This is a genomic window from Leucobacter rhizosphaerae (assembly GCF_022919175.1).
Lineage (GTDB): Bacteria > Actinomycetota > Actinomycetes > Actinomycetales > Microbacteriaceae > Leucobacter > Leucobacter rhizosphaerae.
Genome location: NZ_CP095043.1, coordinates 612533 through 630272, shown reverse-complemented (window position 1 = coordinate 630272; position 17740 = coordinate 612533). Strand labels below are relative to the sequence as shown.

Annotated in this window: 16 protein-coding genes and 3 tRNA genes; 5 read left to right on the top strand and 14 right to left on the bottom strand. The window is 69.9% G+C overall.

Features of this window, described 5'->3' with window-relative positions; translation table 11 throughout:
- Nucleotides 1–164 precede the first annotated feature (164 nt).
- From MUN76_RS02885 to MUN76_RS02870, 4 genes are all read left to right on the top strand, one after another.
- Nucleotides 165–638: a GyrI-like domain-containing protein gene (locus MUN76_RS02885; protein WP_244686971.1), complete on the top strand. Its 474-nt coding sequence runs from the start codon at nucleotides 165–167 to the stop codon at nucleotides 636–638.
- Between the two features lie 159 nt (nucleotides 639–797).
- Nucleotides 798–3386 (top strand): valine--tRNA ligase, encoded by a 2589-nt coding sequence (gene valS, locus MUN76_RS02880; protein WP_244686969.1) that lies wholly within the window; start codon nucleotides 798–800, stop codon nucleotides 3384–3386.
- 3 nt (nucleotides 3387–3389) lie between these two features.
- Nucleotides 3390–3689: a Fe-S oxidoreductase gene (locus MUN76_RS02875; protein ID WP_244686968.1), complete on the top strand. Its 300-nt coding sequence runs from the start codon at nucleotides 3390–3392 to the stop codon at nucleotides 3687–3689.
- A gap of 13 nt (nucleotides 3690–3702) precedes the next feature.
- Nucleotides 3703–4242, top strand: coding sequence for a hypothetical protein (locus MUN76_RS02870; protein WP_244686966.1), 540 nt, complete (start codon nucleotides 3703–3705; stop codon nucleotides 4240–4242).
- A 96-nt stretch (nucleotides 4243–4338) separates the two neighbouring features.
- Here the strand turns inward: MUN76_RS02870 and clpX are convergent, their stop codons facing one another.
- The 14 genes from clpX to recO all read right to left on the bottom strand — a co-directional run bounded on the left by clpX (nucleotide 4339) and on the right by recO (nucleotide 16848).
- Complete coding sequence (clpX, locus tag MUN76_RS02865) at nucleotides 4339–5613, bottom strand: ATP-dependent Clp protease ATP-binding subunit ClpX (protein ID WP_244686964.1); 1275 nt, start codon at nucleotides 5611–5613, stop codon at nucleotides 4339–4341.
- A gap of 119 nt (nucleotides 5614–5732) precedes the next feature.
- Nucleotides 5733–6389: an ATP-dependent Clp protease proteolytic subunit gene (locus MUN76_RS02860; RefSeq protein WP_244686962.1), complete on the bottom strand. Its 657-nt coding sequence runs from the start codon at nucleotides 6387–6389 to the stop codon at nucleotides 5733–5735.
- Nucleotides 6390–6432: 43 nt separating this feature from the next.
- The gene (locus MUN76_RS02855; protein WP_256451800.1) at nucleotides 6433–7029 is read right to left on the bottom strand and encodes an ATP-dependent Clp protease proteolytic subunit; all 597 of its coding nucleotides are present in this window, start codon (nucleotides 7027–7029) and stop codon (nucleotides 6433–6435) included.
- 135 nt (nucleotides 7030–7164) lie between these two features.
- A complete protein-coding gene (tig, locus tag MUN76_RS02850; RefSeq protein WP_244686958.1) occupies nucleotides 7165–8655 on the bottom strand; it encodes a trigger factor in 1491 nt (496 codons plus the stop codon).
- 58 nt (nucleotides 8656–8713) lie between these two features.
- A tRNA-Pro gene (locus tag MUN76_RS02845) sits at nucleotides 8714–8791 on the bottom strand.
- A 148-nt stretch (nucleotides 8792–8939) separates the two neighbouring features.
- A tRNA-Gly gene (locus tag MUN76_RS02840) sits at nucleotides 8940–9013 on the bottom strand.
- Nucleotides 9014–9080: 67 nt separating this feature from the next.
- Nucleotides 9081–9635 carry a gamma carbonic anhydrase family protein gene (locus MUN76_RS02835; protein ID WP_244686956.1) on the bottom strand — a complete coding sequence of 185 codons (555 nt, stop codon included), beginning with the start codon at nucleotides 9633–9635 and terminating at the stop codon, nucleotides 9081–9083.
- 59 nt (nucleotides 9636–9694) lie between these two features.
- Nucleotides 9695–9767 (bottom strand) — tRNA-Asn (locus tag MUN76_RS02830).
- Between the two features lie 59 nt (nucleotides 9768–9826).
- Complete coding sequence (locus tag MUN76_RS02825) at nucleotides 9827–10675, bottom strand: ATP-binding cassette domain-containing protein (RefSeq protein WP_244686954.1); 849 nt, start codon at nucleotides 10673–10675, stop codon at nucleotides 9827–9829.
- Between the two features lie 114 nt (nucleotides 10676–10789).
- Nucleotides 10790–12814 carry a DNA primase gene (gene dnaG, locus MUN76_RS02820; protein WP_244686953.1) on the bottom strand — a complete coding sequence of 675 codons (2025 nt, stop codon included), beginning with the start codon at nucleotides 12812–12814 and terminating at the stop codon, nucleotides 10790–10792.
- Nucleotides 12815–12862: 48 nt separating this feature from the next.
- Nucleotides 12863–14137 (bottom strand): deoxyguanosinetriphosphate triphosphohydrolase, encoded by a 1275-nt coding sequence (locus MUN76_RS02815; protein ID WP_244686951.1) that lies wholly within the window; start codon nucleotides 14135–14137, stop codon nucleotides 12863–12865.
- A complete protein-coding gene (gene dusB / locus MUN76_RS02810) occupies nucleotides 14130–15317 on the bottom strand; it encodes a tRNA dihydrouridine synthase DusB (RefSeq protein WP_244686949.1) in 1188 nt (395 codons plus the stop codon). The genes MUN76_RS02815 and dusB overlap by 8 nt, the downstream gene beginning before the upstream one ends.
- A 15-nt stretch (nucleotides 15318–15332) precedes the next feature.
- Complete coding sequence (locus MUN76_RS02805) at nucleotides 15333–16115, bottom strand: isoprenyl transferase (RefSeq protein ID WP_244686947.1); 783 nt, start codon at nucleotides 16113–16115, stop codon at nucleotides 15333–15335.
- A 10-nt stretch (nucleotides 16116–16125) separates the two neighbouring features.
- Nucleotides 16126–16848, bottom strand: coding sequence for a DNA repair protein RecO (gene recO / locus MUN76_RS02800; protein ID WP_244686945.1), 723 nt, complete (start codon nucleotides 16846–16848; stop codon nucleotides 16126–16128).
- Between the two features lie 76 nt (nucleotides 16849–16924).
- On the opposite strand from recO, the gene MUN76_RS02795 reads away from it, so the two are divergent.
- A complete protein-coding gene (locus MUN76_RS02795; RefSeq protein WP_244686943.1) occupies nucleotides 16925–17737 on the top strand; it encodes a trimeric intracellular cation channel family protein in 813 nt (270 codons plus the stop codon).
- Nucleotides 17738–17740: the final 3 nt, after the last annotated feature.

Below are 17740 nucleotides of genomic sequence, written 5' to 3'. Positions count from 1 at the left end.
GCGCGAGCTGCCTCGTGCGCCGCCGTTCTTCCGGGGACTCCCCATTGATGGTGGATCATCGTCTCTGCCCGAAATTCTAGCGCATGGTTCGGCGTGCAAGCCCATCGGCCGAGCTCCGCGCCTACACTGGAACAAAGCCCGAAACGCCGCAAAGGAGCCGTGTCATGACTGCACCCAGTTTCCCCGCCCCCGCACTCGTCGAGCAGAGCGCGCGTCACCTGGCAGTCGTGCGGCAGCGTGTGGCGTTCGACGGTATTCCGGCACTCTACGACCGTGCGTTCCCGGCGATCTTCGGGGCGCTCGGAGCACTGGGGCTCGCGCCGCTCGACGCCCCCCTCGGGGTCACCCATGGCGACTCCAGCTCCGAGCTGGACCTCTCGGTCGCGGTGCCGGTGGCCGCCCCGTTCTCTGCGCACGGCGAGGTGACGCACGAGCTGCTGCCCGCGGGCACCGGGGCCACCCTCCTCGTCCGCGGCGACTACGCGCAGCTCGAGGCCGCCTACGCGCACCTCTACGGCTGGATCGCCGACCAGGCGCTCACACCGCTCGGGGTGGCCTGGGAGCAGTACCTCACCGAGCCGGAGCCGGGCGGCGATCCCGCGCTGAACGAGACCCTGATCGTGGTGCTCGTCGAGTAACCGACGTCGGGCTGCGCGGGCGACCCGCCACTCCCGCGTGTGCACCGGAATCCCCGGGGCGAAGCGGTACCCTGGTGGGGTTGACCATCAGGCACCAGCGCGTCGGGATCCGGCGCGCGACCACACGGTGCCGCCCACATCGACCCACGGAGCACACGCATGAGCGCGATTCCCGACAAGCCGGCACTCGAAGGCCTCGAATCCAAGTGGGGGGCGGTCTGGGAAGCCCAGGGCACCTACGCGTTCCCGCGGGACGGCGCCGAGCGCGCTGACGTCTACAGCATCGACACCCCGCCGCCCACGGCCTCCGGTTCGCTGCACGTCGGGCACGTGTTCTCCTACACCCACACCGACACCGTGGCCCGGTACCAGCGGATGCAGGGCAAGCGCGTGTTCTACCCGATGGGCTGGGACGACAACGGACTTCCGACCGAGCGCCGCGTGCAGAACTACTACGGCGTGCGCTGCGATCCGTCGCTCCCGTACGTCGAGGGCTTCGTGCCGCCGCACGAGGGCGGTGACGGCAAGAGCATCAAGGCCGCGGATCAGCAGCCGGTCTCGCGCCGCAACTTCATCGAGCTCTGCGAGCGTCTCACGGTCGAGGACGAGCAGCAGTTCGAGGATCTCTGGCGCACCCTCGGGCTCTCGGTCGACTGGTCGCAGACCTACCGGACGATCGGCGACGACTCGCTGCGCGCGTCGCAGCTCGCCTTCCTCCGCAACATCGAACGGGGCGAGGCCTACCAGGCTCAGGCGCCGACCCTCTGGGACGTCACCTTCCGCACCGCGGTGGCCCAGGCCGAGCTCGAGGACCGGGATCAGCCGAGCGCGTACCACCAGCTCGCGTTCCACCGCACCGACGGCGCCGGCGACATCCTGATCGACACCACGCGCCCAGAGCTCCTGGCCGCGTGCGTCGCGCTCGTCGCGCACCCCGACGACGAGCGCTACCAGCCGCTCTTCGGGTCGACCGTGCGCACGCCGCTCTTCGACGTCGAGGTGCCGATCCTGGCGCACCACCTCGCGCAGAAGGACAAGGGCACGGGGATCGCGATGATCTGCACCTTCGGCGACGTCACCGACGTGGTGTGGTGGCGCGAACTCGACCTGCCGAGCCGGTCGATCCTCGGGTTCGACGGCCGCGTGCTGGCCGAGGCGCCGGAGGCGATCGTGTCGGAGGCCGGTCGCGACGCCTACGCGCAGATCGCCGGCAAGACGGTCTTCAGTGCGAAGCAGACGGTGGTCGAGCTGCTGCAGGCCTCGGGCGAGCTGATCGGCGAGATCCGCAAGATCACCCACCCCGTGAAGTTCTTCGAGAAGGGCGACCGGCCGCTCGAGATCGTCTCGACGCGGCAGTGGTACGTCAAGAACGGCGCGCGCGACGAGGCGCTGCGCGAACGGTTGCTCGCGCACGGCCGCGAGCTGCAGTGGCACCCCGACTTCATGCGGGTGCGGTACGAGAACTGGGTCGAGGGCCTCTCGGGCGACTGGCTGATCTCGCGGCAGCGCTTCTTCGGCGTGCCGATCCCGGTCTGGTACCCGCTCGATGCCGAGGGCAACCCGGTGTTCGACGAGCCGATCCTCCCCGCCGCCGAGCAGCTCCCCGTCGACCCCTCGAGCGATGTGCCCGCGGGATACTCCGCGGAGCAGCGCGGCCAGGCCGGCGGATTCCAGGGCGAGGTGGATGTCATGGACACCTGGGCGACCTCGTCGCTCACGCCGCAGCTCGCCGGCGGCTGGGAGCGGGATCCCGAGCTCTTCGACCTCGTCTTCCCCTTCAGCCTCCGCCCGCAGGGGCAGGACATCATCCGCACCTGGCTCTTCAGCTCGGTGCTGCGCTCGGAACTCGAGTGCGGGCAGCTGCCGTGGCAGCACGCCGGCATCTCCGGCTGGATCCTCGATCCGGACCGCAAGAAGATGTCGAAGTCGAAGGGCAACGTGGTGACGCCCGCAGGCATGCTCGAACAGCACGGCTCGGATGCCGTGCGCTACTGGGCCGCCTCCGCGAAGCTGGGCACCGACGCCTCGTTCGATCCGCAGAACCCGACGCAGATCAAGATCGGCCGACGCCTCGCGATCAAGCTGCTCAACGCCGCGAAGTTCACCCTGGGCTTCGACGCGAGCGGCGCGGGCACGGTGACGGAGCCGCTCGATCGCTCGGTGCTCGCCGGGCTCGCGCGGGTGATCGACGAGTCGACCCGCGCCTTCGAGGTCTACGATCACGCCCGTGCGCTGGAGGTCACCGAGTCCTTCTTCTGGAAGTTCTGCGATGACTACCTGGAGCTCGTGAAGGAGCGCGCTCACGGCGGCTCCGGCCAGGAGCAGGCTTCGGCGGTGACGGCGTTGCGCGCCGCACTGTCGGTGTTCGTCCGGCTGCTCGCCCCGTTCCTGCCGTACGCCACGGAGGAGGTGTGGTCGTGGTTCGGAGAGGGCTCGGTCCACCTCGCCGCGTGGCCGGTCTCGGACGAGGTGACGGCGCTCGCGGGCGCTGACGCCGATGCCGGGCTGCTCGCCCTCGTCGGGGGTGCGCTCGTCGGGATCCGCGGTGCGAAGACGTCGGCGAAGGCATCGCAGAAGACCCCGGTGACACTCGCCGTGGTGCACGCGCCCGCGGCCGATCGGGATCGCCTGGCCTCCGCGGCCGCCGACCTCGCCGCCGTCGGCCGCATCGTCGACCTCCGCATCGAAACCGCCGATGTGGCCGAGCCCGTCGTCGCGGAGATCGAGCTCGAGACGGCCGAGGCCTAGATCATGCGGATGGGGGCGCGCTGGGTCGCGGGAGAGGCACCGCACGGTGGGGTGCCCGCCGACCTGCACCCCGCCATCCAGGAGCAGGAGGGCGTCTATCCGGACGCCGATTCCTGGACGCTGACCTGGCTGGAGGGGCGCCCCCGTCTCGTGCTCGACGACCTCGTCGAGATCTCGATCGACGCGTCGGGCGCGACGGTCGTGCGTGCGGCGTCGGGCACGCTTGCCGCACCCGCCGCCGACGGCGGCGGCCCGGCCGCTCCCCCGAACGACGACGATGATGACGACGACTGGCTCAGCTGAGGAGCGCCCCCACATGACTGCACCGCTCGCACCCCGTTCCGCTCACCGCCCCACTCGTGCACACGTCCGAGGCGTGCTCGCCGCCGCGGGTGTGCTGCTCTGCGCGGCCACCCTCGTGTCGTGCGCGCCGGAGCCGGGAGACATCGCGGGCACCCCCTCGAAGGAGGAGCTCGCCGAGGGCAAGGGCGGGTCCGAGGGCAGCTGGTCGGAGACGAATCCGGACGGTGTCGGTGAGAAGCAGACGGAGATCCCCGCGAGCTTCCCGGCCGATCGCTTCGTGATCCCCGAGGGAGCCGTGATCGACGACATCGGAGAGCGCTCCGCGCAGGGCTGGTTCGTCGTGCTGCGCTCGGAGTCCGGTGACGACGGCGCGCTGCTCTGGACGCAGGTCATCACCGCGGGCGGCTTCGAGGCGACCGACGTGACCGCCGGTGAGAGCGGAGAGACGTTCGCGACGCTGACGAGCGCCACACTCGCGGTCGACGCGCTCATGATCCCCCAGGGGGACGGCACCGTGCTCCTCAGCTACGAGATCGCGGCGCTCGGCTCGTAAGTGCAGGGCCAGGCGGTCAGACGGTCTGGCGCCGCGCGTCGTTCAGGGTCAGGCGGTCAGATTCCGCGCTCGCGGGTCTAGCCCCGAGTTCGCGGGTCAGGCGCTGCGCTCGCGCCCGCCGCGTGCCTGCAGCACCCGGGGCGGGGCCTCGCCGAGCACGGCCTCACGGGTCACGATGACCTTCGTGATGTCCCCGTTCGACGGCACGTCGAACATCACGGGCTGCAGGACGCCCTCGAGGATCGCGCGGAGACCGCGCGCACCGGTCTTCTTCGCGACGGCCATCTCGGCGATCGACTCGAGCGCCGCGTCCTCGAACTCGAGCCCGACGCCGTCGAGCTCGAACATGCGCTGATACTGCTTCACGAGGGCGTTCTTCGGTTCGGTCAGGATCCGTGTGAGCGCCTCGACGTCGAGCGGATCGACGGTGGCGACGACGGGCAGTCGCCCGATGAACTCGGGAATGAGGCCGAACTTGTGGAGGTCCTCGGGCTGGACGCGGGAGAACAACTCCTCAGCGTGGCGCTTGCTCGAGACGGGCGCCCCGAACCCGATGCCGCCCTTGCCGAGGCGCGAGCCGATGATCTCCTCGAGCCCGGCGAACGCACCTGCGACGATGAAGAGCACGTTGGTCGTGTCGAGCTGGATGAACTCCTGGTTCGGATGCTTTCGGCCGCCCTGCGGCGGGATCGAGGCGACGGTGCCCTCAAGGATCTTGAGCAGCGCCTGCTGCACGCCCTCACCCGAGACGTCGCGGGTGATCGAGGGGTTCTCGGCCTTGCGCGAGATCTTGTCGATCTCGTCGATATAGATGATGCCGGTCTCGGCGCGCTGCACGTCGAAGTCGGCGGCCTGCAGCAGCTTGAGGAGGATGTTCTCCACGTCTTCGCCGACGTACCCCGCTTCGGTCAGCGCCGTGGCGTCGGCCACCGCGAACGGGACGCCGAGCTGCCGTGCCAGCGACTGGGCGAGGTAGGTCTTGCCGCACCCGGTGGGACCGATGAGCAGGATGTTCGACTTCGCGATCTCGACCTGCTCGGAGGCCGCCTCCGCGGAGGTCAGGGCGCTGAGGCTGCGGACGCGCTTGTAGTGGTTGTAGACCGCGACCGCGAGCGACTGCTTCGCACGGTCCTGCCCGACCACGTACTGGTCGAGGAAGTCGGAGATCTCACGCGGCTTGTGCAGGGTGAAGTCGGAGCTCTCGCTGGTCTGGTGCTCGGCGAGCCGTTCCTCGATGATCTCGTTGCAGAGCGCCACGCACTCGTCGCAGATGTAGATCTGCGGACCCGCGATGAGCTGCTGCACCTGCTTCTGCGATTTGCCGCAGAACGAGCACTTGAGCAACTCGCTGCTCTCGCCGATCTTCGACATGCAGTGACTCCTTCACACCTTGCGGATTCCGACTCCCTCGAGAGTAACCTGAGCCGCTGACAATCACCGGCGGCGCGCCGCGGGCCCCGGCGCGCTCAGCGCTCCGGGGCCCGATCGGGTTACTTCGAGAGGACGGCCTGCGGGTTCTTCCGGCTCGTCAGCACCTGGTCGACGAGGCCGTAGTCGAGCGCCTCCTGCGCACTGAGGATCTTGTCGCGATCGATGTCGCGATGCACCTCCTCGGGCGTGCGCTTCGAGTGGTGGGACAGCGTCTCCTCGAGCCACTCGCGCATGCGCATGATCTCGGCGGCCTGGATCTCGATGTCGGAGGCCTGGCCGTGGCCGGCCTGGCCCATCGAGGGCTGGTGGATCAGAACGCGCGCGTTCGGCAGCGCGAGCCGCTTGCCGGGGCTCCCGCCCGCGAGCAGCACCGCGGCCGCGGAGGCGGCCTGGCCGAGGCACACCGTCTGCACGTGCGGACGGATGTACTGCATCGTGTCGTAGATCGCCGTCATCGCGGTGAACGAGCCACCGGGCGAGTTGATGTACATCGTGATGTCGCGCTCGGGATCCTGGCTCTCCAGCACGAGGAGCTGCGCCATCACGTCGTCCGCCGAGGCGTCGTCGACCTGCACGCCGAGGAAGATGATGCGGTCCTCGAAGAGCTTAGCGTAGGGATCCTGCCGCTTGAACCCGTACGCGGTCCGCTCCTCGAAGGAGGGCAGGACGTATCGGGAATCGGGCATCTGCAGGCGGCTGCCGCCTGACTGTGGCATCTGTGGGGTCATCATCGAATCGCTTTGCTTCCTGTCCCGTTGCCTACTTGGTGGTGCCGCCGCCGCCGACGACGTCCGTCGCGGAGTCGCGGATGAAATCGACGAACCCGTACTCGAGCGCCTCCTGGGCCGTGAACCAGCGGTCGCGGTCCCCGTCCTCGTTGATCTGCTCGACGGACTTGCCCGTCTGCGACGCGGTGATCTCGGCCAGGCGGTTCTTCATCGAGGTGATGAGCTGCGCCTGCGTCTGGATGTCGCTCGCCGTGCCGCCGAAGCCGCCGTGCGGCTGGTGGAGCAGCACGCGCGCGTTCGGGGTGATGTAGCGCTTCCCCTTCGTGCCGGCGGTGAGCAGGAACTGGCCCATCGAGGCCGCCATGCCCATGCCGACGGTCACGATGTCGTTGGGGACGAACGACATGGTGTCGTAGATCGCCATGCCCGCGGTGATCGAGCCGCCCGGGGAGTTGATGTAGAGGTAGATGTCGGCGTCGGGATCCTCCGCTGCGAGCAGCAGAATCTTCGCGCAGATCTCGTTTGCGTTGTCGTCACGCACCTCGGACCCGAGCCAGATGATGCGATCCTTCAGCAGCCGATCAAACACGCTGTTCGGTGGCGTCTGTTCTGCCATGCGGCGCTCCATTCGTTGTTGCTTGATTCGAGGCTACCGACTCGCCGCGGTGGAGATGTCGATGTTCGCCCTGGGCACATCACCCGCCAACGCGGAGATCCCCCGCCCCGAAGGGCGAGGGATCTCGATGCGCGTGCGGCGGGAGGACTACTTCGCGTCCTCCTCCTTCGCAGCTGCGGCCTTCTTGGCGGCGCGGGTGGCTGCGGCCTTCTTCGCGGCGGCGGAGCGGGCGGCCTTCTTGGCGGCCTCCTCGTCGGTGACCTCCTCCGCGGCCGGTGCCGCGGCCTCGGTCGTCTCGGCGGCCTCGGCCTCCGCGACGATCTCCTCGGCCTCATCGACGACCTCGGCCTCGGCCTCGTCGTCGACCGCGGTGAACTCGCTCAGATCGACGGCCTTGCCGGCCTGGTCGACGACCTTCGCCTTGCCGAGCGCCACGGCGAGGGCCTTGTTCCGGGTGACCTCACCGAGGATGACGCCCATCTGGTTGCCCTGGCTGATCGCCTGCAGGAACTCGGTGGGCTCCATGCCGTACTGCTGCGCCGACTGGAAGATGTACTGCGAGAGCTCGTTCTGCGTCGGGGTGACCCCTTCGGCCTCGACGATCGCGTCGAGCAGGAGCTGGAGCTGGATCTGCTTCTCGGAGGAGACGCGGACCTCTGCGCGGTGCTCGTCGTCCTCGAGACGACCCTCACCCTCGAGGTGGCGGTGCACCTCCTCCTCGACGAGCTCCTCGGAGACCGGGATCCCGGCCTGCTCGATGAGCGTCTCGGTGAAGAGGTCGCGGGCCTGCTGGCCCTGCGCGAACACGGAGGCGCGGGCGACCTGATCCTTCAGGCTGTCGCGGAGCTCGGCGATCGTGTCGAACTCGCTCGCGAGCTGCGCGAACTCGTCGTCGGCCTCGGGGAGCTCGCGCTCCTTGACGGCGGTGAGAGTGACCTCGACCTCCGCGTCCTGGCCCTCGTACTCGCCGCCGAGGAGCTGCGAGGAGAAGGTGGTGGTCTCACCTGCGGTGAGCGTCTCGATGGCCTCGTCGGTGCCGGCGAGCAGGTTGCCCGCGCCGACCTCGTAGGACACGCCGCTGGCCTGGTCGACGTCCTTGCCGTCGATGCGCGCGGTCAGGTCGAGCTCGACGAAGTCGCCGGTCTTGGCCGGGCGCTCGACGGTCACGAGGGTGCCGAAGCGCTCGCGGAGCTTGGTCAGCTCGTCCTCGATCGCGGCCTCGTCGACCTCTGCGGTGTCGACGGTCAGCTTCAGCCCGTCGTACTTGGGCAGGGTGAACTCGGGGCGGACCTCGACCTCGAAGACGAGCTCCAGCTCGCTGGAGGCGTCCTTGGCGTCCGGCCACTGCGCGACGTCGGCGGTCGGGCGGCCCATCGGGCGCTCGCCGGACTCGGCGAGGGCGCCCTGGTAGAAGTCGTCGAGGGAGGCGTTCACGGCCTCCTGGATGACGGCCTCACGGCCGACGCGCTGGTCGATGATCGGAGCCGGCACCTTGCCCTTGCGGAAGCCCGGGATCGAGACCTGCTCGGCGATCGTCTTGTAGGCCTGCTTGAGGTACGGCTCCAGCTCATCGAGCGTGAGCGCAACGCTCAGCTTCGCGCGGGTCGGAGTGAGCTTTTCCGCTGTCGTCTTCGGCAATTTGACCTCTCATGATCGTGCATCTGCTGGTGTCAGCCTGGTTCGGGCCGGTTGACCCTGGTCGGGGCGACAGGATTCGAACCTGCGACCTCCCGCTCCCAAAGCGGGCGCTCTAGCCAAGCTGAGCTACGCCCCGAAACCCGTCGGTTCCACATGTCTGTTTGCACGCCTGAGCGCGCAACCTGAGCAAGTCTAGCCGAAACCATCGGTGAAGTCGCTCACCGGACGCATCGGCCGCGCGCACGAGCGTCAGCAGGTCGATCGGAGGGGCGCACGCGCCGTTCTGGAGGGGATGACGGGAATCGAACCCGCGTAATCAGTTTGGAAGACTGAGGCTCTACCATTGAGCTACATCCCCGGAGCGAGCGCATCGCGGCGATCGCACCTCATCGAGCATAGTGCATGATCCGCGACCCGCGCGCCACCTACGGCTGCTGCGCGTCGCGGTGGCGGGCGGTGTAGTCGAGGTACACCGCGGAGTTGCGGCGCACCGACTCGCGATCCGCGTCGGTGAGCGGACGGACCACGCGGCCCGGGATCCCGGCGACGAGCGAGTGTGGCGGGATCACGGCGCCCTGCGCGACGAGCGCACCGGCCGCGACGAGCGATCCCTCCCCCACGATCGCGCCGCTCAGCACGGTCGCGTTCATGCCGATCAAGCAGCCGTCTTCGATGGTCGCGCCGTGCACCAACGCGTTGTGGCCGATCGAGACGTCGTCGCCGATGATCGCGGGGTGGCCCCGGTGGGTATGGATGACGACGCCGTCCTGCACGTTGCTCCGGGCCCCGATGGAGACCCGGTCCGAGTCGCCGCGGACGACCGCGTTGTACCAGACGCTGCTGTCGGCTCCGATGGTGACACTCCCCACGACCGCCGAACCCGGGGCCAACCACACGGTGTCGTGCAGCACGGGCGCGCCGTACGGTGCGACCGCGACGACCCGGCCCTCGTGCGCGCCCGGTGCCGTCTGCTCCGCCACGGTGTCCTCCCCCGTCGATACAACGAAGCCCCTACCGCAATGGTAGGGGCTTCACGTCGCTCCCCCGGCTGGGCTCGAACCAGCGACATCCTGATTAACAGTCAAGCGCTCTGCCAACTGAGCTACAGGGGATCATTGCCGTGGCAACCTATCCATAATATCAAGCCCGGAAAAGCGTTTGCAAATCGAAGCTACTCTTCCGCGATTTCGTCGTAGGCCGTAGCGCGCAGGGCCTGCGCGAGGAGCTGGACGTAGCCGTGATCGGCGTGGCGGAAGATCTCGTTGATGTCGCCGCGACCGACGAGACGCCCCTGCTGCATGACGAGCACGTCCTGCACGAGGGCCTCGAGCATGCCGATGTCGTGGCTGATGAGGACGAGCGTGGCGTTCGTCCGCTCGCGGTACCACTGGAGCAGCTCGACGATCTTCGGCCGGTTGTTCGCGTCGACGCCGAGGGTCGGCTCGTCCGCGATGAGCAGTGTCGGATCGAGCATGAGCGAGCGGATCACCGCGACGCGCTGGCGCTGTCCCTTCGAGAGCTCGTAGGGGTACTCCTGCAGCTTGCTGAGCGGCAGCGCGACGATGTCCATCATCTCCGCGACGAGCTCCCCGAGTGCGTCGCGATCGAACCGCTTGTTCCGCTCCACGATCGGTTCGAAGAGGATGTCGCCCACGTTGAGCTCGGGGGTGAGTGTGGCGCCCGCGTCCTGCGCGAGGTGCCCGACGTACGCCGTGAGCTTCGCGCGCGTGCGACGGCTGAGACGGCGCATCGGGACGTCCAGCACACTGGCCTCGCCGCCCGTGAACTTGATGCGCGCGGCCTTCTCGCCGGCGTCGGCACCGCGGCCGGCCAAGAATTTCGCGAGGGTCGACTTGCCGGACCCGCTCTCGCCCAGCAGCGCCACGACGTCGCCGCGAGGCACATCGAAGGTCATGCCCTCGACCGCCTGGAACTCGCGCCCGCCGGCGTGCGCCGGGTAGGACAGCGACAGATCGGAGACGCGGATCGTGGGGTCGGCCTCACGGACGGGCTGTGGCATGGACATCTCCTTCGGCGGCAGCGGATCCCGGTCCGCGTTCCCGTACGAGCCTAGAGCATTCGGTCGCCCGGGCCCCGCGGGCCGAGTCGCGCGCCGCGATCCGAGCCGGGCGTGTCATTCCTCCCGCAGCCCGCGCCGCGCCGCCTCGAGCGCGACGAGCTGCTCCTGAATGCGCCGCGACGCCGGGTCCGTGTGGTCGCCGATCCGCTGGAGTCGCGCGAGCAGCTCGGACTTCAAGGAGATGAGGTCGCGGTCGAGCAGCGACACGACGACGTCTCGCGAGTAGGCGGCCAACTGCTCCGGCTTGCGCTGCGGCATGGGGGCCATTGCGAGCTCGCGCACGAGCTCGTGGTGCGTGGGCGGGGCCGCGGCCTGGACCGCGTCGAGCCAGCCCGGCTCACCGAGGTGCGGCAGTGCGGCGGCGATCGCCTCGCGGACCACCCGGAGGTTCGGCTCGAGCACCTGCGCGGTGACCGCCTGCTGCAGGAGGTCGGGACCGACGGAGTCCCCCTGCTGCAGCATCGCCATGAGCGCGTCGCGCTCGAGCCAGGTGGTCGGTGTCTGCCGCAGCGCGGAGAGTGTGATCCGCGGGGGTGCGGCGTTCGCGTCGGGGCCGTCCGGCGAGAACTCGGCGTACGGGTCGCCGGAGGGGTCGCCGGAGCCATCGCCGCCCGCGCGGCCGGGGCCGCGCGCCGGGGCGCGGTTGGACGCGGGGTCACGCCGCTGGTCGGGGCCCTGGGCACCGCGGCCGGGCCCGGATCCGCCTCGCGGCGCACCGCGTCCCTGCGATCCCGCCCCCTGCGGCGATCCCGAGCCGCGCGGCTGTCGCTCCGCGCTGCGCACGGCCTGCTGGACCTCGCCGAGCTCGATGCCGAGCATGCGCGCGAGCTCCCGCGTGTACCCCGGGCGGAGCGAGGGATCCTTGATCTCCGCGATGATCGGGGCGGCTGCCCGCAACGCTGAGACCCGGCCCTCCACGCTGTTGAGGTCGAATCGGCCGATCGCCTGCCGGAGCGCGAACTCGAAGAGTGGGACCTTGCGGGTGAAGAGCTCGCGCACTGCCTCGTCGCCGCGGTGCAGTCGCAAATCGCAGGGATCGAGGCCCTCGGGCGCGACGGCGACGTAGGTCTGCGCCGTGAACCGGCGCTCCTCGCTGAACGCGCGCAGCGCCGCCTTCTGCCCCGCCTCGTCCGGATCGAAGGTGAACACGACCTCCGCGGCGCTGTCGTCGCCCATGATCCGACGCAGGACCGCGATGTGGTCCTTGCCGAACGCGGTGCCGCAGGTGGCGACGGCGGTTTCGATGCCCGCGAGGTGGCAGGCCATCACGTCCGTGTACCCCTCGACGACCACGGCGCGGTGCCCCCGGGAGATCGCGCGCTTCGCGACGTCGAGTCCGTAGAGCACCTGGGACTTGTGGTAGACCGGGGATTCGGGGGTGTTCAGGTACTTCGGTCCCTGGTCGTCGTCGTAGAGGCGCCGGGCGCCGAAACCGAGCGTCTGCCCGCTGGTGTCGCGGATCGGCCACACGACGCGGCCCCGGAATCGGTCATAGACGCCGCGCTGACCCTCGGACACGAGACCCGCGAGGGCGAGCTCTTGCGGCGTGTATCCCTGGGTGCGCAGGTGCTTCGTGAGCGCGTCCCAGCCGCGTGGTGCGTAGCCGACGCCGAAGCGCGCGCCGGCCGCCGCGTCGAAGCCGCGCTCATCGAGAAAGGCGCGGCCGGCGGCCCCCTCGTCGCTCGCCAGCTGGTCGACGTAGAACTTCGCTGCAGCCTCGTTCGCGGCGAGCAGCCGGGCGCGGTTCGGGCCCTCCTCGCGCTGGAAGTTGCCCTCCTCGTAGGTGAGTACATAGTGGATCCGGGCGGCGAGCCGCTCCACGGACTCGGCAAAGGTGAGGTGGTCCATGCGCTGCAGGAACGTGAAGGCGTCGCCCGATTCGCCGCACCCGAAGCAGTGGTAGTAGCCGAGGGCGGGGCGGACGTGGAAGCTCGGGCTCCGCTCGTCGTGGAACGGGCAGAGGCCCTTCATGGAATCGATGCCGGCGTTCTTCAGCGTGACGTAGTCGCCGACGAGATCCGCAAGGTTCGAGCGTCGTTTGACTTCCTCGATGTCACTCGCCCGAATCCGACCCGCCATAGCTGCTCAGTCTAGTGCGCCGAACCGCGCGCGGGGCCGGTCTCAGGTCTAGACGAGCGGCACGACGCACAGACGCTGGTGCCAGGCGATCGCCGACTGGTCGGTGAGCGAGGCGACCTGATCCACCACAGCGCGGCGCGCCCCCGCCTCGTCCTCAGCCGAGCGGTAGTCGGCCGCGAAGGCGGGGTCGAGCTCGCGGTCGCCGTTCGCCCACAGGGTGTCGAGCAACTCGGCGAGGAGGTCGCGCTGCCGCCGATACGTGGGTTGCCGGCGGCCGCTCTCCATCACGAAGGCGGCGACGATCCCCTTGAGCACCGCGATCTCCGCGCGCACCCCGCGCGGCACGACGATCCCGGCCCCGTAACGGGCCAGTGGAGCGCCGTCGGCGGCCTCGAGTGTGTCGTGGATCGCGGCGCGCGCGAAGCGTCCGATCATGTCGCTCGTGAAGTTCTTCAGCTGGGCCTGATGCCGGCGCGAGCCGTCCCAGCGAGTGAGCCAGGTCGGAGTCTCCGCGATCCGCTCGAAGGCCTCCCCGAGCTCGTCGGCGGTGAAGGAGCCGTCGGCCCACTCGGAGACGGCGGCGATGAGACTGTCGTGCCCGGACCTCGCGGTGAGGATCTCGGGGTCGATGTACTCGCTCACCACCGCATCCTCGAAATCGTGGACCGAGTACGCGACGTCGTCCGCGAGGTCCATGGCCTGCGCCTCCGCGCACTTGGTGCGGGGCGGCGCGTCGGCGCGGAGCCAGGCGAACACGGGTGCGTCGTCGGCGAAGTACCCGAACTTGCGGCTGCCCGCCGGGGCCTCGTCGCGGCGCCACGGGTACTTGCAGCTGGCATCGAGGGTCGCGCGCGTCAGGTTCAACCCCACGCTCTGCCCGTCGGGACCGAAGCGCTTCGGCTCGAGGCGGGTGAGCACGCGCAGCGTCTGCGCATTGCCCTCGAAGCCCCCCGCGTCGGCGGCCCACTCGTTCAGCGCCCGTTCGCCGTTGTGCCCGAAGGGCGGGTGGCCGAGATCGTGCGCGAGGCAGGCGGTGTCCACCACGTCCTGCGCGAGTCCCAGAGAGACGGCGAGCTCGCGCCCGATCTGCGCGACCTCGAGCGAGTGGGTGAGCCGGTTCCGCGCGAAGTCGATGCCCGCGGTGGGACTCAGCACCTGCGTCTTCGCGGCGAGGCGGCGCCAGCCGCTGGAGTGCAGCACCCGAGCACGATCCCGCGCGAAGTCGCTGCGGACACCGCCGTGGACTTCAGGAAGGAACCGCTCGGCGTCGGCGGCAGTGTAGCCCTCGGGCAGTCCGGCGGCGCCGGCGGCCCGCTCAGCCACCGGAGTCGTCTCGCTCGGCCTCGGCCAGTTCGCTGTAGTCGATGTCGTCGCTCGTGCGACTGTCGAGCCAGCCGTGCGGGAGGATCGGCCGCTTGGGGCTGCCGGCGCGACCGCGGGGCCCTTCGGCACCCTCGCCCGGGTAGGGCAGGGAGGGATCCATCGTCGCGAAGATCTCGTCCATCTGCTCGAGCGACTCGACGGTGGCGAGCGCTCGACGGATGTCGCCGCCGACGCCGTATCCCTTGTAGTACCAGGCGACATGCTTGCGGATGTCGCGGCAGGCGCGATCCTCTTCGCCGTCGAAGAACTCGACCATGAGTTCGGTGTGCCGCCGCATCGCGGCCATGACGAAACCGAGGGGCGGCTTCGCAGTTGCGGCGCGGGCCTCATCCCAGCTGATCTCGCCGCTCTCCGCGCGGAACGCCGCGGCGAGGTCGCCGAACAGCCACGGACGGCCGAGGCAGCCTCGACCGACGACGACGCCGTCGCAGCCGGTCTCGCGCACCATGCGGATCGCGTCATCCGCGGACCAGATGTCGCCGTTGCCGAGAATGGGGACGCTGGAGATGGTCTCCTTGAGGGTGGCGATCGAGGCCCAGTCGGCCTGGCCGGAGTAGAACTCGTTCGCGGTGCGCCCGTGCAGGGCGATCGCGGCGACGCCCGCGCCCTCGGCGGCGCGTGCGGCGTCGAGGTAGGTCAGGTGATCCGCGTCGATGCCCTTGCGCATCTTGATCGTGAGCGGGATGTCGCCCGCGGCGCGCACCGCACCCTCGACGATCGCGCGGAAGAGGTCGCTCTTCCAGGGCAGCGCGGAGCCGCCGCCCTTGCGCGTCACCTTCGGCACGGGGCAGCCGAAGTTCAAGTCGATGTGGTCGGCGAGATCCTGATCGACCAGAAAGCGGACGGCCTCGGACACGGTCTTCGGATCGACGCCGTAGAGCTGGATCGAGCGGGGGGTCTCGCTCTCGTGGTGCTTGATGAGCCGGAGGGACGCCGGGGTGCGCTCCACGAGCGCGCGGCTCGTGATCATCTCCGAGACGTAGAGCCCGGCGCCGTACTCGCGGCAGAGCCGACGGAACGCCGTGTTGGTGATCCCGGCCATGGGGGCGAGGACGACGGGTACGTCGAGCTCGAGCGGTCCGATGCGCAGGCGATCGCGGGAGAGGGTCTGGGAAGTCATAGCGACTCCATTCTCTCAGATCGCGGGGGTGTCGACCGCGCCGCCGAAGCGACGGTCCCGATCCTGGTAGATCTGGATCGCGCGCCAGAGCTCTTCCCTGCTGAAATCGGGCCAGAGCGTGTCGAGAAAGACCATCTCGGCGTACGCGGACTGCCACAGCATGAAGTTGCTCGTGCGCTGCTCCCCCGAACTGCGCAGGAACAGGTCGACGTCGGGAAGCTCGGGGACGTAGAGGTGCCGCTCGATGGTGCGCTCGGTGATTCCGTTCGGCGACAGTCGCCCAGCGCGCACCTCCTCCGCGATCCGGCGCACCGCATCGGTGATCTCGTTGCGGCCGCCGTAGTTCACGCACATGGTGAGTGTGAGCCCGGTGTTGCCGGCGGTGACCCGCTCCGAGGTCTGCAGTTCGGAGATGACCGACCCCCAGAGCCGGGGGCGTCGTCCCGCCCAGCGCATGCGGACGTTCCAGGCGTCCAGCTGCTCGCGACGGCGGCGCAGCACGTCGCGGTTGAAGCCCATCAGGAAGCGCACCTCGTCGGGCGACCGGCGCCAGTTCTCGGTCGAGAATGCGTAGACGCTGAGGTGCGTCACCCCCGCCTGGATCGCACCGGCGACGACGTCGAGCAGCGCCTGCTCCCCCATCCGATGGCCCTCGACCCGAGACAGCCCGCGGCGATTGGCCCAGCGGCCGTTGCCGTCCATCACGATCGCGACGTGGGCGGGGGCCGGGCCGGCGAAGCGCGGCGGCTGCGCGCCGGTCCAGTCGACGGGCACGAGGGCGCTGGGGGCGGTGGGCATGGCTGTCAGTTTAGGCCCGCGGACCGGTGAACGAGCGGAGGCCGCGCTCGAGGTGCCACTGGGTGTGCGCCGCGGCGATCCCGGCCGCCTGGCCGCGCTCGCGGTCGGAGGACGCAACGGCCGCATCCCAGTCGCCCGCGAGCAGCGCGGCGAGGAGGGCGATGCTGCCGGGGTCGAGCCGCGGCGAGCCGGGCACGCGGCAGTCCTCGCACACCACTCCGCCGAGCTGCACGGCGACGACCGTGTGGGGCCCGGCCGCGCCGCAGCGCACGCAGGCGTCGAACCCCGGGGTCCAGCCCGCGAGCCCCATGGCGCGCAGCAGATACCCGTCGCGCACGAGCTCGGCGGGGATCCGGGCGGCGGCGAGGGTGCGGAGCGCGCCGGCCAGCAGGGCGTACTGCGCGCGGGAGGGGCCGCCCTCGGCGATCCGCTCGGCGGTCTCCACGATCACACTGCCGGCACGATAGCGATCGTAATCGGCGCTGATCGCGGGGCCGAAGGCTCCGATCGTCTCGGCCTGCGTGATCGTGTCGAGGCTTCGCCCCTCGAAGCACTGCACGTCTGCGACCATGAACGGCTCGAGGCGCGCGCCGAACTTCGAGGAGGTGCGCCGGACCCCTTTCGCGACGGCTCGCACGAGGCCGCGCCCGCGGGTGAGCAGGGTGACGATGCGGTCGGCCTCACCCAGCTTGTGGGTGCGGATGACCACACCTTCGTCGCGATACAGGGGCACGTCCCCAGTATCCCCCACGCCACCTACGTTGCGCTGCGACCGTGCGGCCGACGGCGCGATGCGGGACAATGGCGGGGTGCTCGACGAAACCTTCCGGACCCCGCTCCCCGTAGACCTCATCGCGGTCGGCGTGGGCAGTCTGCAGGGTGCGATGTTCGCCGCCGGCTTCAAACGGATCGACCTCCTGGGGGTCGCGATCATCGGCATCGCGTCCGGGATCGGCGGCGGCATCCTGCGCGACGTGCTGCTGGGCGTGCCGCTCGCGGCCTTCTCGGAGAACCTGTACCTCGTGGTGGCCACGGGTGCCGCGTTCATCGGCATGCTGCTCCCGCGACTCCTGCAGAAGGTCGACCCGGTCATCACCGCGCTCGACGCGCTGAGCATCGGCCTGTTCGGTGCCATCGGCACCACCAAAGCGCTGTCGATGGGGCTGCCGGTGGTGCCCTCGCTGTTCATCGGCACCGTCTCTGCCGTGGGCGGCGGTGTGCTCCGCGACCTCATGCTGAACATCCCCATCGCGCTCATGCACGTGGGGTCGCTCTACGCCGTCGCGAGCCTCGTGGGGGTGTCGGTGCTCATCGCGCTCCTCGCGTTCGGGGTGCCGGTGTTCGCGGCCGGGATCGCCTGCGTGATTGTCACGGCCGTGCTCCGCCTGCTCGCCGTGCGCTTCGGGTGGAGCCTGCCGGAGCAGCGCGCGCTGAGTCGCCTGCGGCTGCGCCGTCAGCGCCAGGTCGAGGAAGTGATCGAGGAGGCTCTGCACACGGGCACGATCACGTTGCCGATCACCCTGATCGGGGAGGTGCCACCCGATGGTGAGGAGCGCCCGCCGGGCCCTGACCAGAACGCGCCGGACGGACCATCGAGCGCACCGCCGGGTCGTCGCGGCTGAGGG